Below are 22,677 nucleotides of genomic sequence, written 5' to 3'. Positions count from 1 at the left end.
CGCCAGAAGGCTCTTTTGAACCACCCGCCTAGCGGGTGGTTTTCGGTTCATACAAAAAGGAACCCTTGCGGGTTCCTTTTTTTATTTGCCCATCGTTCCGCGGGCGTACTCGTTAATGCAGGTGACGGCCTTACGCTTGCAGGGGGTGCTTTCGTCGTAAAAGACGACGCGGTCGTTGCGGAAGACTTCGCCGAAGATTTCCTTGCCGGCGGCGTTGCTTGCCTTGTTGTACTTGACATCGTAGAAAATGTCGGTGTCGCGGGTGACCACGCGGATTTCTACATCGATTTTGTAGGCGCCGTGTGAGCCCTTGAGTTTGAACCCGTAGGGAATTTCCTCCATCTTGAGGAACTTGAGATCCGGGGCCTCGAAATCGAGTTGCATCCAGGAGCGGGCCCCCCCCTTACTGCGGAGTTCGAACCACCCCTCCAGCGAACCTTCGGTGCTTTCGTTGGCCGATTCCATGGCCATGTTCAGGCACGCGATATAACCGTCGCGGGCCAGCGAAAGATCTTCCTTGAATTCGTGGTAGGTATCCATATCGCCATCGTAAGGGAAAAGAGGCGTGGCAAGGAGCAAGGCAACGAAAAAAACTAAGTGTTTCATAAACTATAATTTAGAAATTCACTGGATTCCGTCGCTCCCTACGGTCGCTCCAGAATGACAAGTTTCTACTTAATTCCACATTTCACCTTTCTAATCTCCCCCGGATCCCGTCGGAACTTCGTTCCTCCAGAAAGACTAGTTTCTAATTAATTCCACATTTCACCTTTCTAATCTCCCCCGGATCCCGTCGGAACTTCGTTCCTCCAGAATGACTAGTTTCTACTTAATTCCACATTTCACCTTTCTAATCTCCCCCGGATTCCGTCGGAAATTCGTTCCTCCAAAATGACTAGTTTCTACTTAATTCCACATTTCACCTTTCTAATCTTCACCGGATCCCGTCGGAACTTCGTTCCTCCAGAAAGATTTTTTCTGTTACCTATTCGCTAATCCAGCCGCTTTTAACATCACCGGCATCCGTGGCTGCAACAAGAAATACAAAAACTGCTTTTCGCACATTCTCCCACCGCATACTTTTTTCTATATTTAGGCCACGCCCGAGCCCGGGTGGTGGAATGGTAGACACTGGGGACTTAAAATCCCTTGAGGGCAACCTCGTGCGGGTTCAAGTCCCGCCCCGGGCATTAACGGCAAACCAGGGAGCTCCTTATGATTGAATTCTACCCGAACAGCATCTATTACCCGCGCGAAGCCGTCGAAGAAAAGCTCGCCAAGGGTGAACTCGCCAGGACCGAGAAACACCTGATGGGCTGGACGGAACGCCACCGTGGCGAAATCTGGGACTGCGCCCGCGACGATTCCGAAAACCCGACCGACGAGATTCTGCTTGACAACCTGCGCGCCCTTCTGCTTTGCAAGGGCTCCTTGCAGCCTGCCGCCGAAATGGGCGACATGATCAAGGAAATCAAGAAAGAAGAATGGTACCGCAACGAGTCGCACCACGAAGATCCCGAAGAAGTGGCCGAGGAATGGCGCACCAAGTACCTGGTCAAGTGGCGCGAAGCCCGTATGTTCGAAGCGTTCATCCTGATCGAGAAACGCACCGAACAGCTGCTCGCCATCTTAAAAGGAACCTAATTGGAATTGTGCCTGTAGCACGATTTCCAAACGACGGGAACCCAAACTTCTAAATTTCCCTGCTCGCTACGCGGGTAACGCCAATAGGTCTGGATTTGCGAAAGCACCAGGCCTTTGAAATTTTCATCGGAGATATTACTGAAAAGAATTTCCGGCTCGAAAATTCCGAGAGAATCTAGAGTCAGCTTTATTCCGAGCACTACGTCCGGGGAGTTTTCTCCACGGGTCGCGACGCAGTTATGCTTCTTGAAATAATCCGCAGCAGCAAAGTGCAGCCCCGCGGCACGCCCCTGCAGGAAACGTTCGAACTGCAACAAATCGCGGTCGGCGGAATTGCCCAGCACATACATGTCGTCGAGCGACGGCATCACCACGCGTCCCGTGAACGCATGCCACTGCGGCTCCTCTTCGGCGACAGGAACAATCGAAACGACCGGCTTATAGGGCTTTATGTAGTATACGCCGAGCAAGAGGCCCGCAAAGACCAATACCAGAAAAAAGATGGGTAAATCGCGCACCTGCATAAATTAACGTCAATCACACGGTTCGATCGCCTTGACGCAAAGCTGCATGGACTTCCGATCGTTGAAATAGTTCCAGGTCGGTTCAAAGATGACAGACACCGGCTTGTCGCCATGGAGCAGCGCCTTGCTCTTGCGGAGGCCGAAGGCAATCGCCGGAAACACGCGGCTTCCCGCCTGCGAAATATCCATCTGCAGATGCCCGCCACGAAGTTCACGCAGGCGATGCACCTTGATGTTGTCCGCACGGAAAGTGGGGTACGGGAAATTTCCGCTAAACGGTTCCAGCAGGTCGAAGAAATCCAGAATAGAAATCAGCCTCTTGCCGCCGGGACACGTCGTGCCGTCAGGAGACATATACTGTTCCGCCTCGACCACCAGCTCGTTTAACGAAATCCGGATATCGTACGGATAGGCGCCCACCGGCAATTCTTCGACAGCACCCGTATAGTTCTGCATTCTGGCGGACAGTTCCAGGCGTTTACGAAGTTCGTCAATCTTGTCGGACGGGAGAGAAAAACCAGCCGCATTCGCATGACCGCCCCAGCGGTCAAAAAGATCCCTGGATTCAAAAAGAGCCTTATGCCAGTTGAAACCGGGTACCGCGCGCGCACTCGCATGAGCCATGCCGTCGGTAACCGAGAGCACCGCCGTCGGACGATGGTATTCCTGCGCAAGTTTTGCAGCGACAATTCCTATAACGCCCACATGCCAGTTGTTTCCGGCCACCACGAGAACGGTCGGGAGCTTATCGCCATACTTCGCCTTGACCTGTTCCAGCGCCATGTCGGTGATTTCGGCTTCTTTCTGTTTGCGTTTGCTGTTCCATTCCTTGAGTTCCGCCATGAGCGCGTTGGCAGCGGCCATATTCGGACTCAGCAGCAACTTCAGCGCAGGGTCGGGGCGTTCCATTCGGCCAGGGGCGTTCAGGAGCGGGGCGAACTTGTACATGACATCGATTCCGCCCACGCTTCCGTGGCGCTTCATTAGATTACCATACATTTCCTGCAAACCAGGCCAGCAACTACCCTCAATCGACTTAAGCCCTGCCTTGGTAAAGCAGCGGTTCTCCGGCGTCATCTGAACCAAATCGGCAAGCGTCCCTAAAGCCACCAAGTCAAGGAATTTCTTGGGTTCAGGCATGCCGAGCCTAGAATAAAGAGCGCAAATGAATTTATACGAAACGCCGACTCCGCAAAGTTCCGGATTCGGATAAGTATCACCTTCCTGATGCGGGTCCAGCAGGACATCGCATTCGGGTAGTCCTTCGCCAGAGGGCTGATGGTGGTCAATGACCAGCACCGACATGCCCAACTTTTTGGCCAGGGCAATTTCTGCGTTCGCCGTGATACCCGTATCGACCGTGATGACATTACGCGCACCAGCGTTATGCATTTCTTCAACCGACGATACAGAAAGGCCGTAACCGTCACCAAAGCGATTCGGCAGGCGCCAATCCGACTCGATACCCAGTTCGGCTAACGCCCGCGTCATCAATGTAACAGCGGTCATTCCGTCCAGATCGTAGTCACCGAAGACGAATACTTTTTCGCCCCGTTCACGTACAGCCAGCAGCCACTCGACAGCCTCTTTCATGCCCTTCATCAGGAACGGGTCATGGACATCACCGGCGTTTCCGCAAAGCATCCGGTGCGCTTCGGTAAGTGTTCGAACGCCTCGCGAAACCAAGAATCGCGCAACAGCATGAGGGACGCGCAAGGTCTGCGCCATCGAAGACGCCAGGAGCTCTTCGTTGCACATCGTCGAATCCTCTGCCGCGGGCATCATTACTTGGAGCCCTCGAAAATCTTGAGAGACAGGTCCTGCAGGCCCATCGTCGTGGAAATGCGGCGGGACTCGATGCGGGACATCGATTCTTGCACCGTCACAAGCGAGAGTTCAAGCGCAGTCGCATCGACACGCGGGAATTTTTCGATACCGACGCTAACCGTTGTCTGCGGAAGACGCAAGGGCGCTCCTGCCTTCAATCGCAACAAGTCCGCCAGCAGGAACGAGAGAACTTCCAAGAAACGATTGGCTTCGTAAGGGTCATCTATCGCAACTTCCTTCAGTTGTAGGAAAAGATCCGCATAGTCCGTCAGAAGCGACTTCACCAAGAAATCAACTGCGAGGCTACACCACTTCTTTCCGTGTTCGGCGTAATACAAAGCCTTTCCCGGCGAACCGACCGCCAAGCCGACGACATCGTCGGTCAGGGACTCTTCATCGAAATCCTCCCCTGCGACACGGAGCACTTCGTTACGGACTTCGCTATCCGTCAGCGGCAACAGGTGCAAGGCCAGACAGCGGGAGCGGATTGTCTGCAGCATTTTTTCGCGCGAAGAAGTCGTGAGAATGAAGTAGGTATCGGGGGGAACTTCTTCCAAAGTCTTCAGGAACGCATTGGCCGCAGCCTCGTTCATGCGGTCCGCCTCGGCGACAATTACCGTGCGCACGCGATCGCCCTTCAACGCAAAGCCCGACGTCATCAGGCGCATCAGGTCCACCGAAATGAACGCCCCCGCCGAAAAGACATCGACCCGGTAAGGGTTCTTCTGGATTTCCTCGATGTAGCCTTTCTTGAAATCTTCAACCGTCTTCGCCTTGCTCCCGGCAGACACGTCGTCTGAACTGCGGGCGTGGGCCTCGGCGGCCTCCAGCGGGATAACCCAATTCCCAGTCGCACCGCTGTCGCTTGCCATCTTGCAACCAAAGCAGTGTCCGCACGGGCGCATATTTTCGTCTGTACACTGGAGAGCCTTTACAATTTCCATGGCAAGAGCTTTCTTGCCAATTCCGGCAGGGCCATCAATCAGGACCGCCTGAGGGAATCGGTTTTCACGGAGCGCCGACATCACGCGGATGCGGACACGTTCCTGCGATACGGGACCTTGTAAAGAATATTCGATCATTTCGTCTTCAACCACTGCAAGGGATCCACGGTCTGTGTACCCTCGCTCACTTGGAAATACAATTTAATTCCATTTAGCGAAGCGACATCACCCACTTCACCAATTTCTTCGCAATTTCGCACCTCTTTTCCCTCTTGCACGCGAATGGACTTCAGGTGACCGTATACCGAATAGGTTCCACCCGCATGCTCAATAATGACCGAGGGACCTCGACCGTCAATTTCGGAGACCATCACCACCGTTCCTGCCGCGGCAGACCTCACGGCGTCGCCACGCTTTCCGCGAATTTCAACACCCAGGTTACGTGTCATGATATGCAGCACCGGGTGTTCCTGCAAGCCGTAATTGCTGATGATTTCGCCCTTCAGCGGCATGCACTTCGGCCCCTTGACCGATTCCGCCACAACGACTTTCGGTTTTTCGACCGTCTTCGACGGCGCCTTGGAATCCTTCTTCTTGCCCTTCTTCGACTTTTCCGCCTTTTCGCGAGCCTTGCGGGCAGCCTCTTCCTTCTTCGCCTGTTCGATTTCCTTCTTGCGGCGTTCTTCCAACTTCTTGATGAGAGCAAGCATCGTCTTCTGGTTCTGCTCAAACTCCTTGAGTGCGCGGCGCTGCATGTTCTGGTCATGCTTCAAGCTCATGAGCATCTTTTCTTGGCCACTCATCTGCGAAACAAGTCCCTTTTCTTCTGCCGCCTTCTTGGTGCGCAACAGCTTCAAATCTGAAAGGTGCGAACTTTCCAGTTGTTTCTTCTCATCGCGTTCCTGCACCAGTTGCTGCAACATTTCTATTTCCTGACGGTCCTGGTTCAAAATATGATGAACCCAGTAAACCTGACGGTCGGGATTGCCCTCCTGCGTGAGCAGACTGTACAGAACGCGAGCCTCGCTGCTGCGTCCGACTACGTACAAATTGCGGATACGCTTTTTCATGGCAGCCTTGCGCACCTCGATTTTCCGGTCCAGAGAATCGATATCGGCCGAAAGTTGGACAATCGCCCGTTCCAGCATCCCCTCGCTCCTGGAAAGTTCCGAAATGTAAGTTCGCGTCTGGTTCAGGTTCTGGTCCAGCACCGAAATCGTGTTCAGGACGCCCTTTTCTTCCGTTTCCAGAAGCGCCAGTTCCTGACGTTTTTTCGCAAGGTCTGACTCCAGTTTCTTGAGCGCATTTTTCTGCTCACTGATCTGCGCATCGGTCTTCTTGGTCACCGAAAAAGTCTTGGACTTGGACGATGACTTCGTCGCCTTGGGCGCAGCCTTGGCAGATGCCGCAGGTTTCGATGAGTTGCCAGATTTCGCAGGAGTCTTGGCATAGGAATCCGAAAAGCCGAATCCCAATACAAGACAAACTATCAAGAAAAGGAGGCGCATGTTATTCCTGTTCGCCACGCTTGACCGAAAGGAAACCGCGCACGGTACGGAAACTGAAATACCCCGACAACACGGTCACCAACAAAACAACGACGACAAGCGCAAGGCCGAACCCCGCGAGATTCGCCGCCACGATCGGAAACGCGTCCGCCACCGAACGGACCACGGTCGCCACAAGCAACACGGCAAGTCCGGAGCCAACGACTCCCTGGACAACGCCCTGCATCACAAAAGGAAACTCGATAAAGAAATGGCTTCCGCCCGCATACTTCATGTTCTCGACCAACAATCTCCTGGAGAACAGGGAAAGGCGTACCGAATTGCAGATAATGAGCGAAAGGATAAACAGCAGAAGTACGCTGACGCATATCGGCCAGAAAACCATACGGAATTTCCAGGCGGCAATCTTTTCGACCCATTCGACCGGGGCCTGAACCTCTTCAAAGTAATCCTCTCGGGCAAGGGCGTTCCTCAGCTCGGCCAAGGTTGCAGGATCCTTGCTGTTTTCATCCAGGGTCACCCTGAAAAAGGGCGGAATGGGGTTGCCTTCTACAAGGTCAAGCATCTCTCCCGAGAAATGCCTGCGGAAATCCGCCAGTGCGGAATCAGCGCTGACAAAGACCACCGAATCCACGTGCTTGGTATGTTCCAGGCGGTCCTGAATAACGCGAAGCGAATCGGCATCCAACGATTCCGGCAGGAAAGCTTCCACCGCATAGAGGTTCTTTTCCATGGAAAGAACACGGACGACACCCCCGAATATCACGAAAGAGGCCGTCAACAATAGGGAACAAAGGAAAATGGTCGCAAACGAGGGAAGGATCACCGTGCGGTGTTGCCTCATTCCGCGGAAAGTTTCCGATACTAAATAACCGAGTTGTCCGAACACGAGGTGAATTATAACTAAATTTTAGAGGGTTCTTTATAGGGCAACAATGGGAAACATCGTAATAAAGATAACAGCACTGATCTTCGGTATCGCGCTTTGGTTCTTGGTCATATCGCAGAAGGATTTCCAGCTATCGGTGGAAGTCCCCTTGAACTTCGTGAAGCTCCCCGAAACGATGGCCATCGCCTCCAAGCCGCCCCACACGCTCCACATCACCGTCGAGGGAAAGTCGTGGGACCTGATCCGCTTGCAACAGATCATCCGCGACCCCAAGCAGAATTCTATCGCCATGGTCATTGACTTGCAACAGGCGGACCTCGGTGCAACCCGTATCAACCTGGACGGAAAGAACTTTATCGCCGCAGGGTTCCCCGACATCCGTTTTGTCGAACCCGAAAACCAGCTCCTGTTTGTAGACATCGACATAGACACCCGCATTACGCGTAACGTTCCCATCAAGTCTGTCGCCACGTTCAACGCCGCGCAAGGTTACCTGATCGCCGACGAGCCCAGAATCTCTCCCGAAGAACTTCTTGTATCCGGTGCAAGAAACGCCCTCACGCGAATCATCGACATTCCCACGGACTCCGCCTTTTTCGACACCCTCCGCGCAAGCCAAGAATTCACCGTACCGCTCGACTTCGGGACGCTTCCCGCCTTTGTCAATCCGAACGATTCGCTCGTGAAAATATCCATCGATATCCAGAAAATGGCAAGCAAGACTTACAAGGACATTCCCGTCAACCTGATCGGATTTTTCGACAAGGAGACCTATTCGCTCAAGCCCAACAACCTGTCTGTTGAAATCACGGGCGGCGACCAGGCTCTAGATTCCATTTCGGCCGGCAACATTGAACTCGTCATGGAATTCAACCGTTTCACCATCGAGGACGCCGACAGTCTTTCTCCTACGGTAAAGCTATCTCTTCCGCCGCACATTAACCGTGAAATGGCCATCAAGGCAATCCAGCTCAAGCCCGAAAAGGTGACCCTGGTCAAGAAAGATGCCACTCCCGTAGATTCTACAGGTTCCACCGACGAGGTTGCACCATGATCTGGCTCGGAATTGAATCCAGCTGCGACGAAACCGCTTGTGCCGTTCTGCAAGACGATCCCTTAAAAGTTCTTTCTAACCCGCTCTACAGCCAAATCGACGAGCACGCCCTATACGGAGGCGTCGTTCCCGAAATTGCAGCAAGAGCGCACCTACAAAAGATTTCCCCGATTGCAGAAGCCGCCGTCAAGGAAGCGGGAATCGAACTCAAGGACATCGACGCCATCGCCTACACCACGGGGCCCGGCCTTATGGGGCCGCTGCTCGTGGGAGCAAGCTTTGCAAAGGGTCTTGCCCGCGACCTGCAGATTCCGGCTTACGGCATGAACCACCTGGAAGGTCACCTTGCCGCCGCGTGGCTTACGCACCCCGAAATCGAGCCGCCCTTCTTGACGCTCACCGTTTCGGGCGGGCATACGGAACTGGTGCTCGAAGAACCCGGCTTCAAGTACACCAGCATCGGTCGCACCCGCGATGACGCCGCCGGCGAAGCTTTCGACAAGTGCGGCAAGCTGCTCGGGCTCAAGTACCCCGCCGGAGCCACCATCAGTCGTCTCGGAAAAGACGGCAACCGCAAGTTCGTCGACTTTCCGCGGGCACTCCATGTCCACGACAACTGCGAGTTTTCTTTCAGCGGATTAAAGACAGCCGTTCTCCGCTACACGGAGACTCACGACCCGGAATTTATCCAGAAAAGCCTCGGCGACATCTGCGCCTCCCTTGAAGATGCCATTGTCGACAGCCTCGTAACCAAGACGATTACCGCCCTCAAGAAGACCAAGATGAAGACGCTTGTGGTCGGTGGCGGCGTGAGCGCGAATGCCTGGTTACGCACGCGCCTGCAGGACTATTGCGACAAGCACGGCATTATGTTCTGCATCCCGGAACGCAGCCTGAGTACCGACAACGGCGCAATGATTGCGGCCGCAGCCATCCGTCGCAAATTGCAGGGCAAGCTCGTTTCCGTCAACGAAGTCAAGCCCTGGATGCCGCTTGCGCTCTAGAAGCTATAGTTGCCGATCCGGATAAAGTAATCGTACTGTTTGACATGAGTCAAGTCGCCAAGGGTTTCCTTGTCGACAATGCGGTTCATTCCCACATAAACCACAAACGACCTATAGGCGAATCGTACCGCCGGTTCAAAGACAAACTTGTCTGCCGCCAGCCTCGCGTACGGGCTCCGTTCGAAATCGTGGTAGTAAGCCCCGAAAATCCATGCCCCCAGATAACTCCCGTGCAGACCTCCGTTGAGGCGCAGCATCGCATACTCGTGCGAAGAAAGTTCCGCATTGTACCACTCGGTAGACCAGGGCGTCGCCGCCGCATGTTGCCGGTATGCGACATCCAAAGGAGCCTTTTCAAAAGACTTCGGAGAAACATATCCGTGGCCTTCGTCATGATAGCGTTCGATTGCCCCTGCCGCAGCCACATTAAACGTCACAAACGGTTTTGGAGAAATCGTATAGCGGGCATCGGCCAGGATCTTCCAGTAAATGGGAACCACGTCAATTATACCGTCGTCAAAACCGATCGATTCAAAACCACCCCATACGTTCAGCACATACCCGTTTTCGGCAAACCAGTCATCGTCGGGGCCTTCCAGATAGCGATAGTGCAGCATCGGCGACACGGGATACGTCTTTATCGGCTTGCCACCGTAGTACAGCGGATGCAGTTCAAACTGTCTGGAGCCTAACAGGAAATCCAGCGACACGAACTGCCACTTGTCCAGAACATATTCGATACTCATCGTCAGATCGCTACGCTTTTCGGATTCAACACGGAGCGAGCGTTCCTGCTTATTGTTGAAGGACTTGAGCGGAACCAGTTTCAAGTAATCATAACCGAACAGCACGTTCCAGTGACGGTTCCACAACTTCGAGATACCCAAGCGCGGGCGCATTCCATAGGAATTACCGCTCCAGAAACCCGCCAAGATCAATTCGATTTCGATATGGTCAACATAATGTACGGAGCCTTCGAAATAGGCGTTGGGACCGATCGCATTCGAGCCAAAACCACCAGCAGCAACATCAAATGCCGGATGAACCGCCGCTTCTAGCGAAAGGTTGCCTCCCGGCTGCATGTCAAAATCAAGGGAATCGTAAGCTGGGTTTTGCAGAAGCGAATACGCAAAATTCGCCGGAGCGACCATTCCCGTATCATTATCCCAATAATCCCTGACGGCATTCTGGACTTCCGAAGAAAGGCTGTCAAAAGTCGGTTCGAAACGGAACCAGGGCTTTGCCGCAACGCGGTCCCTTGAATAATCGTTACGGCGACCATTCAAGACTCTGAAATTCGCAAGCTGTTTTTCGAACGAAGTAAAGCCCGCCTGAATCCAGGCCGTCCTCGACGTATCCAAAATCGTATGTGCACGAATGACGACTCCCGGCTGACTAGCAAGCACATCTCCCGCATGCCGCTTGACCAGCAGCACCGAAGGCGAACCCGTCAGCGGGGCACGCAGCGGATCGGATACCACTATCACGGAATATTCCGAAGCATTATCCTCGGCGGGCATCGCATAATAGGGGCAGAGTTCTCCAGATGGATTGTTCCACAGCGGGAGCGATTCTATGACCTGATGCGTCAAGTCGCCGACAATGACAGGATTGCCCGCATCGCACGACTGTACCGAGAACGGGATGCGGTACTTGGAACGCTGGCGATAAAGACTTTCCTGAAAACGGAGCTTTGCCAAGGCGCGCACGGCCTGCATCGAATCTGGAGTAAGCATTTTTTTTCGACGTTCCAGGAAATGTGCGGAGTCTACAGACAAAGTAAAACGCTGACGAACAGAAGGAATTCCCGTTACGGAGATGGGCATTTCCAGGGGATCGTTCTGAGAATACCCCAAACGATTTTCCGCAGCGGAAAGATCGTGTCCTACAAACGGCGCAATCGCCGGATCAAGCATCATTTTCTGGATGTCGTCCAGCGGAACGCCTCGAGACCACAGAGAGCCAATCCACGCTCCCCATGACGTCGCCACGACAGAATCGACAGGGATGCCGTATTCTTCAATGGCATAGAGTACGCCCAGCTGGAACCAGGGGGCACGTTCGCCACCACCCAAGTAAAGGACAGTCTTCAAAGGAGCAGAAGACTTTTCTGGCAGCGGTTGCGCCACAGGCGTTGCCGAATCCGCAGACGAAGGGACAATACGGTTTACCGAATCGACCTGCGCCACCAGCGAATCCAGCGACGGGATGCCATTTCCGGCGGCAGGCGTTTCTGCAACGGAAGTTTCTGCAACAGGAGCATCTGTAGCAGAAGAAACCGAAAGGGAATCCCCTTCGGCAAAGGCAAACGAGCAAAGGGAAAGTCCCCATGCAAGCGCCTTCAGCTTACCCCATGCGAGCCGGGTTCGACGCATACCGCGCCACATCCTCTTGTGCGACAAATCCAGAATTCTCCAGTTCGGCAAGGCAATCGTCCATGAGTATCATTCCTTCGGATGCCGAGGCTGCGATAATCGACGGAAGCGTATAATGCTCGCCACTGCGGATTTTAGAGGCGACGTTCTGCGAGCCGTAAAGGATTTCCCACGCAGGAACAGCCCCCTGTGCGCCCGGCAGCAAGCGCTGCACCACGACAGCCTTCAGGACAGAAGCCAGCATGTTGCGGGCCACATCGCGGTTTTCAAGCGTTTCAGAGGAAAGCAACGCATCCAGGGCGCCGACCGCGTTACCCGCGGTCACCGTAAGCACGACAAGTGCTCCCGCCTCCGCAGCGCGCAGCACCGGTATCAAGGAAAGCCCCTCAAAGTTACCGAGCCAAATCAAGTCGATTCCGCTGCGGAGCGCCTGCTCCATTTTCTCGGGGACCGTTCCCGTCGTATTTTCGAGAATCAAGCTTTCGCCGCGCTTGACAGGCATTTCAGCATCCTTGTCCAGCAAGCTCACGCGAAGAATTCCCGATTGGCAAAGCGCCGAAACGTATGCGGTCGCCGTAGTCGTCTTGCCGCTACAGGCAGGGCCCGCAAATACAACCAGTCCCGAACGGAAACCCAGTACATTGGCCAGCGAAGGAGGCGCACCGAGCGCCGAAAAATCAGGACATTCATCCAGTACGGGCCTAAACGTTGCCGAATTGCCCAAAGCCGTACGGTTGTAACGCACACGGAAACGGGAACCGCACCAGGGGCCACCCATCAGCGTTCCCGACTCCCCTTCCATCGAGCCTAAAAAGTTACGGAGCGCACCGGGTTCAACTGCAGGCGCATCAGGAATGGCGCAAACCTTTCCCGCAAGGCGCACCGCCGAGGACGCGCCCTCGGTCACCACCAATTCGGATGCACCCACGTTCAGCGTGTATTCCAACAAAGATTCAATTTCTGTCGCCATAGTTCAAGCTCCTCAGTTCGCCGGACGGTAAGAGGCAAAGCGACGGCTGTCGCTTGCACGCATCCAAGCCTCGGCTCCGTCGATATAACCGGATTCAACGCACTTCTGCAAGGAATCGTCAAGCGAAATTCCCTGACTGCCCTGGCTACTGATAGCCGCCGCCAGCAGTGCAATCTCTCCGCGACGCAACATGTTCGCCATGGTCGATGTCATCTTGGTTGCCTCGACCGCAAGGACCTGCCCCTGGTTCTGCACAATCGGAATCAGGTGCTGCACAATAATTCCCTTCAGCTGTTCCGCAAGGGAATTCGCAAAGGCGGTACGGTTTTCTGCCGAGACCGACGAAATTAGGCGTGAAAGCAACGCATGCACATTGTTCCCTATCGCCGTCGCAAACACAAGGGCGCCCGCATTAGAGGCCTGCAATAGCATCGAAAGTTCATCCATCGTTTCCAGATGGTCAAACAGGATTACATCGGCACCGCTCTGCATGGCAAGTTCGATTCCTTCGATACCGGAACGCACATGCAAGCCGACTTCGCGCTGGGCAATGGCGCCACGCGGATTCTGGAGGACACGTTCAATGGGTTTTTCAATCGTTTGAATATAAACATCGCGGTTCGCCGCAATCGTTTCGGCAAAAGTGGAAATGGTCGTAGAGCGCCCGCTCGCAGCAGGGCCCGCCACCAGCACCAAGCCGCTATTGAGTTCGGCAAACTGGTTGCAGAACGGCGGCAAATAAAGGGCTTCAAGCGTCGTCGATTCTTGTGGAATCACGCGGATGGCAATACTCGGATTGGTACCGTTCCAGGTGACCGTCATACGTGCGCGGCCCACGCCCGCAAGGCCAATCGTCTTGCTGAAATTCTTGCCGACCACAATCTTGTAGCCGTCCGAAAATCCCTTGGACGCTTCATCCAATCGTTCATTGATACGCGACAAATCGAGAGCATCGTCTGAAGCCACAAAGAGCGCTCCCGACTGACGCATCACCACGGGGCGATCCGCATAAAGGTAAATATCCGTCGCTCCGAACTTACGGGCAAACGCAATCATCTGCGAAATGCTCGTCATCGGGCGAATCTTTTCAGGAGCCTCGACCGGAGTTCCTTCGCCTGTCAAGATGGCAAAGCGGCTCGGCAATTTTTCGGATTCTTCTTCGGAAGATTCCTCTTCCGTTTCGGCCTGCACCTGCACCGTGCTGATGCTCGTCGATTCAAGCCCCGCAACGGCCTCGACTTCTACGTTCGATGTCGAGACTTCACCATACAGGCTGCTGTTGCCTTCAATTTGCAAGCCTTCGGACTGCGCAGGCTGCGGAGCCGCAGGGGCTACCGACGGAGCCGATGCCGGCGGAGCCTCAAAGCGCGCGGCAGAGGGTTTCGGCGGAGCTGCGACAGCATTAGTGGCAGGAGCCGATGTAGCCGTCGCGCCCGACGTATTCGCCGGAGCAGTACCGCCTTCGGCGGCGGCCTTGGCCTCTAAATTCTTGACAAAGGCAAGTACCTTGATGTACATCGGGGGCGGGAGAATTCCCGCATCCACGAGCACCTGGCCAATATCTTTCTTGTCGGTAATTTCACCCCAATGGGCTTTAACCTGAGCTTCAGTAACGACCTTGTTGTGCACAAGGACTTTTGCCATGTACTGGTTTCTCATAGGAAGTCCCTCCGGCTAAACCACCAGCTCGCAATCGCAAGGAACACGCCGATATATCCTAGCGCATAAACGCTATTCCAGAATACGTACATGTCGGGGAGCGCCACGCCATGCACCACGTAAGTCGTCACGTTGTAGCGGTAAAGCCCCGGGAAAATCGCGTGAATGACTTCGGCAGCCTTCTGGAACAGCATGCTCGACGTTCCGTTCAGTTCGCCCATACGGGTCGCGAAGCGCACCTGTTCCAACAGCTGGTCGCTCAGGTGGCCCGCAAAGTACACCCCCAGCGTAAACAGCGCACTGAGCACCGTGCTGCTAAAGCTGCTGAACAAAAGCGCCACCGCAATCACCACCGCCATCTCGCAGAAAATCAGGTAGATCGCCGTAAGCAGGCTGAGCGTCGGGGCAGAACCCGTGAGGAACAGCATCACGTAGTAGATGGCCGTCAAAAGCATCAGGTGAACCGCCACCACCGCAAGCAAGCCAAAGTACTTGCCCACAATGAACGAGGCGCGACTAATGGGCTTCGACAAAAGCGTAAGCACCGTACGGCGCTGGATTTCCTTTTGCACCAGGCTAATGCCCACGAAAATCGAAATCAACAGGCCCGAAAGGCTCATCACCGAAAGCGTCGTGGACTTGATCACATAGGCGCGGTCAAACACCGACCATTCGCCAAGCACAATACTGAACAAGGTGAGCGCAATCGCCAAAAAGCCGATGTTATAGAGAATCTTGTCGCGAATGGATTCGCGGAACGTATTGAGGGCAATGATGCCGATATGCTTAAGCGTCTGCACGGGCAATCTCCTCCGTCAAAATATCTTCGAGACTCGGGCGCTTGTGGTCCATGCGCTCGACAGCAATTCCTTTTTCCAGGCAATAGCGCAACAGGCGGTCGCGGGCGGCATCGTCGGCGCACACGCATTCCTGCGGATGGCCAGCGGGGCTAACACCTTCGGGCAGTTCCGCCGAGGGAATCGCTTCGCGAGTACGCACGTGGTATTCCACGCCGCAAGATTCCGTAATCTCGTCAACGGTTCCTTCGCGCACGATCTTGCCATCGACAATCATCGCGACCTTGTGGCTGATAGATTCCACATCGGAGAGCAAGTGGCTCGAGTAGAAAATCGTGACACCCGTGCGGTTGAGTTCCATAATGGCTTCGCGCACGTCGCGGCGGCCCATCGGGTCAAGACCGCTCATGGGTTCGTCAAGAATCAACAGCTTCGGCTTGCCAAGAATCGCCTGGGCAATCCCCACGCGCTGCATCATGCCCTTGGAGTACGAACGCAGGCGACGGTCAATCCAGTCCTTGTTCGCATGCAGCAGGTCCAGCGACCAGTCGATACGCTTGTCCAGTTCGGCACCAGAAAGTCCCACAAGCTTGCCGTAAAACTGCAGAAGTTCACGACCTGTCAAATAATCGTAGAAGTACGGCTGTTCCGGAGAATATCCGATAAACTGACGGCTCTTCACGTTACGTGGAGAAATCCCGTTCACCAGCACCTTGCCCGAATCAAAATTCAAAAGACCCGTCAGCACCTTGATGGTCGTAGACTTGCCCGCCCCGTTCGGGCCGATAAAGCCATAGACCTGTCCCGCTTCTACACTAAAACTCACATCCTTGAGCGCAAGCTTCGGCTTCATCAAGAAACCGCTGCGATACGTCTTATGCAAATGTTCGATTTTTATCATAAACTACCCAATCACTTGTCCGAATCACCGGACTTTTTTCCAAAGGCGCGTTCCTCGGCCTCCTCGATTTCCTTGCGGCGGCGTTCCGCCATCTCTTTCTTTTTGATGAAGAAATGAATGACCGCACCTGTCGCATAGCAAACGATACCCGTATAAAAAATCGGATTAATCGAATGCCCTTCGAGAGAGGGGAACAAATTCAAAACAATGCTGTGTCCAAAAAGCATCAAAAGCACCAGCACAAAACCCAGCGCACGGAGTACATAAGTCACAATTACAAGTTTTTTCATAGATACCTCAAAACAGCACCTTTGGGGTGCATTTCTTTATACCGAAAAATACACAAATATTTGAGGAATGAAGTGGTGAAAAACTCAAAAAAGCCTGTAAAAAGGAGATGCCCGCTGGAGTTTATCCCGAATTTAGCCCGGGACGGGCATGACAAATGAGGAGGTAAGCAAGGACAACGCCCACGCACGACAATTATCGTCGCCTACTTTTTGTATATTGAGGAAGATGCCCGCCTACGCGGGAATGACATTTAGCAGGAGGCTTTATGGCAGATCAGGCTCGCGGCGAACGAATGATACGGATATTCGTCTACATGATGGCGCATTACAACAATCGTTACAGTGTGGCAGACATCATGCAGCACCTGGACATCCGCGAAGAAGATTTGAGGAGTGTGCAACGCGACATGCATGCACTTTCCGAAATCGAGGGCGGCTACATCAAGCGTTCCGTCGAAAGCGGCAAGACCTATTACCAGGTGGCACTTGAACGCGCAAACAAGCTCATATTCCCGGAATTTGGCGACACGCTACTGCACTTCATGTTCCTGCAGCGCATCGCAAATATCTACCCTGCGACATCAAACCTCATCGAAGACTTGGCCAAGAAAATCACGCAAGATTTGCCTGTCAAGGAACAATCGACTTTGGCCCATTACGCGAAGGAACTGAACGGACGCATTCTGTTCATGGGCACGCCCCCGAGCGTTGACGAAAACGTAGGCAAGAATCTGCCAATCATCCTCGATGCCATCCGCAAAAAACAGAAGGTGCAAATCGCCTACACCGACAATTGGGGCAATATAACCAACAAGCCTCGCATTCCGCTGATAGTAGCCATCCACCAGGGCGAAATCTACATCGGCTGCGTGTCGCAACACCTTCCCGACAAGACATACGCTCTCAAGCTTCGCCGCATTCAATCCGTAAAGCTTTTGCGCGAACAATTCGTCGAAGACCCGAAAGTCGTTGAGACGCTCCGCAGGCGCATCCGCACAGGCACGCTGCTTTCGGGCGACCAGGACCAGCAAGAAGAAAAAGTCGTCATCTATTTCCCTGGATACGCCAAGAACTTTCTGCAGGAACGCCCCTACCACCCTAGCATGAAAATCACAGAATTGGAATGTGGCGACCTGCACGTGACCATGAACGTCGCCGTAAACGGCCTACTCAAGCAATGGGTTATGTACTACGGTTCCATCGCCGAGGTGCTAAAGCCTGCCAAGCTCCGTCAAATGGTACTCGACAGCGCGAAGGAACTGGTAGGGATGTATGAACGGGGATAGGCATTTTTGGCGAAATTTGAGAATTCTCTCCAAAACTCGACATTTTGACCGACTTTTGGACATTATTTTTCAAAAATTTTTCCCAAAAGTCAAAATTTCAACCCACTTTTGGGGAAGATTTTGTATATTTGGGTTATGAAAGCCAACCAAAACTCTCTTATCGGCCGCGAAAAAGAAATCGCCCAGTTGAAGCATATCGTCGATTCAAACCGTTCCGAATTCGTCGTTATTTTCGGAAGACGGCGCATCGGCAAGACATTCCTCGTCCGCAAGTTTTTTGAAGACCGCTACCATTTTTCGTACGTAGGGCAAAGGGATGTTACCGACGCTGTCCAGCTTCAGCGTTTTGCTCTCGCCCTGCAGAATTACGCAGGACTTGATAATGTTCCCGATTTCAAAAACTGGTTTGAGGCTTTCGACGCGCTAAAAAATTATCTTGGTTCCTTAGACGCAAAAAAACGCAAGATAATCTTTATCGATGAAATGCCATGGATTGACCGCAAGCAATGCGACTTCGTCAAGGCATTGGAAGACTTCTGGAACGCCTGGGCCAACCTCCGCGATGACATCGTCTTTATCGCATGCGGCAGCGCGACATCCTGGATGGTTGATAACCTGATGGAAAACCAGGGCGGCTTGCACAACCGAATCACGAATAAAATCTATCTTCATCCTTTTACGCTAAAAGAAACCGAACAATATCTTGACTCCATCGGTTGTCCGTGGGACCGCTACCAAATTGTAGAATGCTATATGATTTTGGGCGGAGTCCCTTTTTATTTAAGCCTACTTGACCCAAAAGAAAGTTTGGCTCAGAATGTCGACCGTCTGTTCTTCAATAAGAACGCCCTGTTGTTACAAGAATTCAACGAACTCTACAATTCGCTATTCACCAACGCCAACAAATACATAGACGTCGTGGCCGCACTTTCACAAAAGAAGGAAGGCCTCGACCGTACAGAAATTTCGGAGTCAACCGGAATTAGCGGAGGAATGCTTACGACCATCCTCACAAACCTGGAACGGTGCGACTTTATTCTCAGTTATTCCAGATTCAACACGAAAAAGAATGGCTCGGTATATAGGCTTTGCGATTTCTATTCGCTATTTTACTTCAACTTTATTGCGGAAAATTTCTCCAAAGATGAAAATTTCTGGACACACCATCTGCAATCACCCAGACTCCGGACATGGCAAGGTCTAACGTTTGAAATAGTTTGCCTGCAACATTTGGACCAGATAAAAACCGCTTTGGGCATCTCCGGGATGGCGACCGAAGCATCGATTTGGCGTTGCAACGACCCAGAGCAAGGCAAAGCGCAGATAGACCTCTTGATAAAGCGGGCGGACAGGATTATAGACCTATGCGAAATCAAGTTCTGCACCGAAAAATTTTCTATAGACAAAAGCTACGCAGAACGCATACGGAACAGGACGGCATTGTTCCGCATGAAAAGCAAGACCCGGTATGGACTAGCCAATATATTCATCACGACATTCGGCATTGTGCAAGGCAAAAATTCTGGAGTCGTTGACGGAGAAATCACCGCAAATCAGCTGTTTGCTTAAGTAACGCTACAAAAAATCGTCATCTATTTTCCCGGCTACGCCAAGAACTTCCTGCAAGAGCGGCCCTACCACCCCAGCATGAAAATCAAGGAACTGGCATGCAGCGACTTGCACGTAACCATGAAGGTCGCCGTAAACGAACGGCTTAAGCAATGGGTTATGTATTACGGTTCCATCGCCGAGGTACTGAAGCCAGCCAAGCTCCGCCAAATGGTGCTTGATAGCGCGAAGGAACTGGTGAACCTGTACGAAAAGTAAGCTACAACCCCAATCTGCGGCCCTGATGGTCGTCTTTATTGGCGAGTTCTTCGAGCATGTTCTGCAAGATAAGTTCCTTCGTCCGTAACTCAGTAGGCACATATTCTAGCTTGCGGCGCACATTCTGAAAGTCGCTAATCGCCACATTGTCGCAGCGAAGAATTTCCTTGGGGCAATGGCCCCCGAAAAATGCCGTCCAAGTTTTTGAAATTTGCGGCAGATCCATATAGTTAAACGCCAGCTTCAGCTGAAAACGCCGACGAATCGCCCAATCCAAGACATTCTCGTAGTTTGTCGCAGCAATCAGCATTCCGTTAAAGGAATCCATCTGGCAAATAAACTCGTTCACCAGAGTCACTTCCCAATGATTTTTGGCGTTGCCACGATTTTCAAAGAAACTGTCCGCCTCGTCGATAAACAGAATCGCATCACTCCGTTCCGCTTCACGGAACATGGCGCTAACGTTATGTTCACTTTCGCCCACATGGCACCCTAGAATATCGCTAGCCCGCTTCACGACAATCTCGCGGCCAAGAATATCATGCGCGACATGCTTTGCGAAAGCCGATTTCCCGGTACCGGGAGGACCATACAAGAATATATTCAAGTTTTCCCTACGACCCGTCGCCTTTGAATCTTTCCAACGCGCATCAAAATTCCTGAGCATCGGCACGACATAATCTACATTCCGAATATCCCCGCTCGAAACACGGACGCAATCCAAATTATAATCCTGCCTTGACTCCTGAGGCAAAGTCGATATACCCAAAAGTTTCGCATGCGAAGATGCGACCTCGCGAACCACATTCAAAGGCGACATATCCTGAGACTGCATCCGTTGCGCAAGTCGAACCGCCAAAGTGGCGCTCCCTGCCATCACAGGAATTTCCTTGGCAACGCATTCAATTTCTTCTCTACGCATCATCGATTCCGCCTGCTGCGTTTTCAGCACAGATTGCCAAATCGCAATGCGTTCGCTCTTGCTGAACGAGAAAAATTCTAGCGAGTAATCAAAACGGCGGCGGGTGCTATTTTCAATCATCGCGATATTGTTCGTAATCCAGATGACAGGCGTTTTTAAGTTTTCGAAAATAATATTCAGCAGACCCTTTTCCGCCTTGTTCAAAACCAAGTCCGCTTCATCCATCAAGATGATGCCACCACTCCGCTCACATTCCCAATCAGCAAGCAACATCGAGCGCAAGCGCGTCTGCAAAAGGGATTCCTCGCTCATTGATTCTTCGCCGATACCCACCGAAAGCAACGTAACATTCAATTCTTGCGCAATTGCCTTGGCAAGTTCTGTCTTGCCAGTTCCCTCGCGGCCATAAAAAAGAATGTTCAGCGGAGAACCCTTCTGGTGCGATTTCAGCATCTGTAAAACAAAAGACGCCTGCGGATTCGTCTTGACTATCTGCTCATAGGGAACACACGGTTTTGCTGCCGGTCTGAAATCCATAATCTGCGACATATCTGAGAATCCATACAGATAATTGCTCACATCGTCCGCTAGGTACAATTCCTTGCGTTTGATTCTCAAATCCGTATTGCGGAACGATTCTTCCATTTGAACCAACTGAAACTTATGAAGCGGACTCTCCTTGGAACAAAGTTCCTGAAGTGTTGTGCCATCAAGCCCCGTCAGCAAGGCAATCCGACTAAAGGCTCCACGCTCATTCGGGTCAAAAGTTTCCCCCTCTTTCACCCGAATGTTTTCTAGCCTCAAATACAGTCGCTGATGGTTCCGAAGCCACAAATAAAGCACCAGTTCCACTGCCTCATCCGACAAATGGAAAAGACGCTTTAATTCAAAAGCGCGTTGAAAAGCTTCGTCATCGTGCGAGCAACCTTTTGCCAGCTTTTCTTTCACGCAATTTTCAATCATCTGCACGATAATCGGCCGCAGGCAATCATTCGCGCGCTCCAAATAAGCCATAATCTCAAAAAACTGCTGAGCAATGCGAACATTCCTGGTTTCGTGATACGCCTCCAAAAGCTCCCGCACCCCATAATGCTTGTCATCAATCGAAGCCCTGATAGTACTCGAAAAATCAACCTGGTCGCGAATCTCGTAAACACGGTCCGCAAATTCGCCATAATAACGGACCGGCAAATAATTCTCGCAAAAACTGCGACAGCAACCATCCGGATACGCCCGCATAAAGCGCACCCAGCATTCCATAATTTTCAAGTCGATAAAAGAAGTCCTCGACTCCGCCTTCGCCGCAGGCGACTCCCCTTCTAACCGATTCAGCGCATTCCCGAAATAATTCTCAGCGGAATTTTGATAGTGTAATTGCATAGCAAAACCTCTTGATTCTGCCATGCAATATAAAAGAAGCGCACGACAATTAATGTCGTGCGGAAAACAAATTTGATTTAACGAATCAAGAGCACTCTATATTTTCATTCACAAGCATTCACTTATAAGCATACGAGCCATCCGCTCTAGTAAACGAACTCGCTATAGCATCAGCTGTATCCAAATCCGTTGATTTAGTACGATTATATGCCGCACTTATTATTTTATAAGGCCCCTGGCTATTCCCGGTAAACAAATTTCCTCTATTTGCCACAAAACCAGCCTTATTCAGCAAAGTACTCAAATCACGAGCACTCATAATGCAACCATATTTTCTTAAAGTCAATGCGACAACCTTAATTGCCTCATATTTATCAGATTCATTTTTCATTCGCTCAACAAGAGCTTCTTTTTCTTCAACAGGAATAAAATTATTTCTCATTCCCTGTAATGAAAAATAAAATCCATACTCACACAGCAAATCTCTCAAAATTCGGGCATACTCTTTTGTTCCACCAGCATGAAATCTCATACCATTCGGATGATGGCATTGAAAAACCACTAACTTACCACGTTTTAACACCTTAATCCTGTCATCCACAATCTTTTCACAAACCCAACCATTCCCTAAATAAGCTTCATAATCCGCATATGTCAAAATTACAACATCTGGCGCAAAAACTTTTTCTAAATAATCTATAGAATTGAAGTATTTTTGAGCGCATTCCAAAGCATAATCATAACCTTTTGCATAAGGATTCGTATGATCCGATTTTTTACATTGCACAGAGAGACAATTTCCCCAAACAAAATCATCAATTAAATAGAGGCTTCTGCAGTTTGTGTGGAGGGGTTGGGAGGAGTCTAAGCAGCGGT

General features: G+C 52.0%; 20 protein-coding genes and 1 tRNA gene. 7 read left to right on the top strand and 14 right to left on the bottom strand.

Features of this window, described 5'->3' with window-relative positions; genetic code table 11:
* Positions 1 to 81: 81 nt before the first annotated feature.
* Positions 82 to 606, bottom strand: a complete 525-nt coding sequence (locus Q0P86_RS13400; protein ID WP_295040118.1) for a hypothetical protein — start codon at positions 604 to 606, stop codon at positions 82 to 84.
* A 501-nt stretch (positions 607 to 1,107) separates the two neighbouring features.
* Between Q0P86_RS13400 and Q0P86_RS13395 the strand changes: the two genes are divergently transcribed.
* Both Q0P86_RS13395 and Q0P86_RS13390 read left to right on the top strand, forming a co-directional pair.
* A tRNA-Leu gene (locus tag Q0P86_RS13395) sits at positions 1,108 to 1,190 on the top strand.
* Positions 1,191 to 1,215: 25 nt separating this feature from the next.
* Positions 1,216 to 1,644 carry a hypothetical protein gene (locus Q0P86_RS13390; RefSeq protein WP_290991831.1) on the top strand — a complete coding sequence of 143 codons (429 nt, stop codon included), beginning with the start codon at positions 1,216 to 1,218 and terminating at the stop codon, positions 1,642 to 1,644.
* Here the strand turns inward: Q0P86_RS13390 and Q0P86_RS13385 are convergent.
* Genes Q0P86_RS13385 through Q0P86_RS13365 form a run of 5 tightly spaced genes read right to left on the bottom strand, consistent with a single transcriptional unit; the run spans position 1,641 to position 7,291 of the window.
* Positions 1,641 to 2,132, bottom strand: a complete 492-nt coding sequence (locus Q0P86_RS13385; RefSeq protein WP_290991829.1) for a hypothetical protein — start codon at positions 2,130 to 2,132, stop codon at positions 1,641 to 1,643. The two genes, Q0P86_RS13390 and Q0P86_RS13385, sit on opposite strands and share 4 nt — an antisense overlap.
* 45 nt (positions 2,133 to 2,177) lie before the next feature.
* Entirely contained in the window at positions 2,178 to 3,953 is a 1,776-nt protein-coding gene (gene recJ / locus Q0P86_RS13380; RefSeq protein ID WP_295040115.1) for a single-stranded-DNA-specific exonuclease RecJ, read from the bottom strand.
* Positions 3,953 to 5,077, bottom strand: coding sequence for an AAA family ATPase (locus tag Q0P86_RS13375; protein ID WP_295040113.1), 1,125 nt, complete (start codon positions 5,075 to 5,077; stop codon positions 3,953 to 3,955). Before Q0P86_RS13375 ends, recJ begins: the two co-directional genes overlap by 1 nt.
* On the bottom strand, positions 5,074 to 6,414 hold the full coding sequence (locus Q0P86_RS13370; protein WP_290991824.1) for a peptidoglycan DD-metalloendopeptidase family protein: 1,341 nt from the start codon (positions 6,412 to 6,414) through the stop codon (positions 5,074 to 5,076). The genes Q0P86_RS13375 and Q0P86_RS13370 overlap by 4 nt, the downstream gene beginning before the upstream one ends.
* 34 nt (positions 6,415 to 6,448) lie before the next feature.
* The gene (locus Q0P86_RS13365) at positions 6,449 to 7,291 is read right to left on the bottom strand and encodes a permease-like cell division protein FtsX (protein ID WP_295040110.1); all 843 of its coding nucleotides are present in this window, start codon (positions 7,289 to 7,291) and stop codon (positions 6,449 to 6,451) included.
* A gap of 91 nt (positions 7,292 to 7,382) precedes the next feature.
* Between Q0P86_RS13365 and Q0P86_RS13360 the strand changes: the two genes are divergently transcribed.
* Both Q0P86_RS13360 and tsaD read left to right on the top strand, forming a co-directional pair.
* A complete protein-coding gene (locus Q0P86_RS13360) occupies positions 7,383 to 8,390 on the top strand; it encodes a hypothetical protein (protein WP_294111009.1) in 1,008 nt (335 codons plus the stop codon).
* On the top strand, positions 8,387 to 9,394 hold the full coding sequence (gene tsaD / locus Q0P86_RS13355) for a tRNA (adenosine(37)-N6)-threonylcarbamoyltransferase complex transferase subunit TsaD (RefSeq protein ID WP_290991818.1): 1,008 nt from the start codon (positions 8,387 to 8,389) through the stop codon (positions 9,392 to 9,394). The genes Q0P86_RS13360 and tsaD overlap by 4 nt, the downstream gene beginning before the upstream one ends.
* On the opposite strand, the gene Q0P86_RS13350 is transcribed toward tsaD, so the two are convergent.
* Genes Q0P86_RS13350 through Q0P86_RS13325 form a run of 6 tightly spaced genes read right to left on the bottom strand, consistent with a single transcriptional unit; the run spans position 9,391 to position 16,386 of the window.
* A complete protein-coding gene (locus Q0P86_RS13350; RefSeq protein ID WP_295040108.1) occupies positions 9,391 to 11,769 on the bottom strand; it encodes a patatin-like phospholipase family protein in 2,379 nt (792 codons plus the stop codon). The genes tsaD and Q0P86_RS13350 overlap by 4 nt on opposite strands.
* Complete coding sequence (locus tag Q0P86_RS13345; protein ID WP_295040106.1) at positions 11,741 to 12,739, bottom strand: ATPase, T2SS/T4P/T4SS family; 999 nt, start codon at positions 12,737 to 12,739, stop codon at positions 11,741 to 11,743. Before Q0P86_RS13345 ends, Q0P86_RS13350 begins: the two co-directional genes overlap by 29 nt.
* 12 nt (positions 12,740 to 12,751) lie before the next feature.
* On the bottom strand, positions 12,752 to 14,398 hold the full coding sequence (locus Q0P86_RS13340) for an ATPase, T2SS/T4P/T4SS family (RefSeq protein WP_295040105.1): 1,647 nt from the start codon (positions 14,396 to 14,398) through the stop codon (positions 12,752 to 12,754).
* On the bottom strand, positions 14,395 to 15,198 hold the full coding sequence (locus Q0P86_RS13335; RefSeq protein ID WP_290991807.1) for an ABC transporter permease: 804 nt from the start codon (positions 15,196 to 15,198) through the stop codon (positions 14,395 to 14,397). Before Q0P86_RS13335 ends, Q0P86_RS13340 begins: the two co-directional genes overlap by 4 nt.
* Complete coding sequence (locus Q0P86_RS13330; RefSeq protein ID WP_295040102.1) at positions 15,185 to 16,096, bottom strand: ABC transporter ATP-binding protein; 912 nt, start codon at positions 16,094 to 16,096, stop codon at positions 15,185 to 15,187. The genes Q0P86_RS13335 and Q0P86_RS13330 overlap by 14 nt, the downstream gene beginning before the upstream one ends.
* 11 nt (positions 16,097 to 16,107) lie before the next feature.
* Entirely contained in the window at positions 16,108 to 16,386 is a 279-nt protein-coding gene (locus Q0P86_RS13325; RefSeq protein ID WP_290991802.1) for a hypothetical protein, read from the bottom strand.
* Positions 16,387 to 16,652: 266 nt separating this feature from the next.
* Here Q0P86_RS13325 and Q0P86_RS13320 point away from each other — a divergent pair, with 266 nt between their 5' ends.
* From Q0P86_RS13320 to Q0P86_RS13310, 3 genes are all read left to right on the top strand, one after another.
* Positions 16,653 to 17,672, top strand: a complete 1,020-nt coding sequence (locus tag Q0P86_RS13320) for a WYL domain-containing protein (RefSeq protein ID WP_295040100.1) — start codon at positions 16,653 to 16,655, stop codon at positions 17,670 to 17,672.
* A 135-nt stretch (positions 17,673 to 17,807) separates the two neighbouring features.
* Entirely contained in the window at positions 17,808 to 19,241 is a 1,434-nt protein-coding gene (locus tag Q0P86_RS13315) for an ATP-binding protein (RefSeq protein ID WP_295040098.1), read from the top strand.
* Positions 19,242 to 19,256: 15 nt separating this feature from the next.
* Entirely contained in the window at positions 19,257 to 19,499 is a 243-nt protein-coding gene (locus Q0P86_RS13310) for a WYL domain-containing protein (protein WP_366941306.1), read from the top strand.
* A gap of 1 nt (position 19,500) precedes the next feature.
* On the opposite strand, the gene Q0P86_RS13305 is transcribed toward Q0P86_RS13310, so the two are convergent.
* Positions 19,501 to 21,801, bottom strand: coding sequence for an AAA family ATPase (locus tag Q0P86_RS13305; RefSeq protein ID WP_295040096.1), 2,301 nt, complete (start codon positions 21,799 to 21,801; stop codon positions 19,501 to 19,503).
* A 118-nt stretch (positions 21,802 to 21,919) separates the two neighbouring features.
* On the bottom strand, positions 21,920 to 22,677 hold a 758-nt coding region (locus Q0P86_RS13300), incomplete at its 5' end, for a hypothetical protein (RefSeq protein WP_295040094.1).

The sequence above is a fragment of the uncultured Fibrobacter sp. genome (assembly GCF_946062555.1).
Taxonomy (GTDB): Bacteria; Fibrobacterota; Fibrobacteria; order Fibrobacterales; family Fibrobacteraceae; genus Fibrobacter.
Note: the sequence above shows the minus strand (reverse complement) of the source record. Positions and strands in the feature narration are given on the sequence as shown.

Coding starts and splice junctions, on each gene's coding strand:
- Q0P86_RS13325 (WP_290991802.1), bottom strand. CDS start 16,386: ATGAAAAAACTTGTAATTGTGACTTATGTACTCCGTGCGCTGGGTTTT.
- Q0P86_RS13330 (WP_295040102.1), bottom strand. CDS start 16,096: ATGATAAAAATCGAACATTTGCATAAGACGTATCGCAGCGGTTTCTTG.
- Q0P86_RS13350 (WP_295040108.1), bottom strand. CDS start 11,769: ATGCGTCGAACCCGGCTCGCATGGGGTAAGCTGAAGGCGCTTGCATGG.
- Q0P86_RS13340 (WP_295040105.1), bottom strand. CDS start 14,398: ATGAGAAACCAGTACATGGCAAAAGTCCTTGTGCACAACAAGGTCGTT.
- Q0P86_RS13315 (WP_295040098.1), top strand. CDS start 17,808: ATGAAAGCCAACCAAAACTCTCTTATCGGCCGCGAAAAAGAAATCGCC.
- Q0P86_RS13400 (WP_295040118.1), bottom strand. CDS start 606: ATGAAACACTTAGTTTTTTTCGTTGCCTTGCTCCTTGCCACGCCTCTT.
- recJ (WP_295040115.1), bottom strand. CDS start 3,953: ATGATGCCCGCGGCAGAGGATTCGACGATGTGCAACGAAGAGCTCCTG.
- Q0P86_RS13320 (WP_295040100.1), top strand. CDS start 16,653: ATGGCAGATCAGGCTCGCGGCGAACGAATGATACGGATATTCGTCTAC.
- Q0P86_RS13345 (WP_295040106.1), bottom strand. CDS start 12,739: ATGGCGACAGAAATTGAATCTTTGTTGGAATACACGCTGAACGTGGGT.
- Q0P86_RS13360 (WP_294111009.1), top strand. CDS start 7,383: ATGGGAAACATCGTAATAAAGATAACAGCACTGATCTTCGGTATCGCG.
- tsaD (WP_290991818.1), top strand. CDS start 8,387: ATGATCTGGCTCGGAATTGAATCCAGCTGCGACGAAACCGCTTGTGCC.
- Q0P86_RS13365 (WP_295040110.1), bottom strand. CDS start 7,291: ATGAGGCAACACCGCACGGTGATCCTTCCCTCGTTTGCGACCATTTTC.
- Q0P86_RS13305 (WP_295040096.1), bottom strand. CDS start 21,801: ATGCAATTACACTATCAAAATTCCGCTGAGAATTATTTCGGGAATGCG.
- Q0P86_RS13375 (WP_295040113.1), bottom strand. CDS start 5,077: ATGATCGAATATTCTTTACAAGGTCCCGTATCGCAGGAACGTGTCCGC.
- Q0P86_RS13390 (WP_290991831.1), top strand. CDS start 1,216: ATGATTGAATTCTACCCGAACAGCATCTATTACCCGCGCGAAGCCGTC.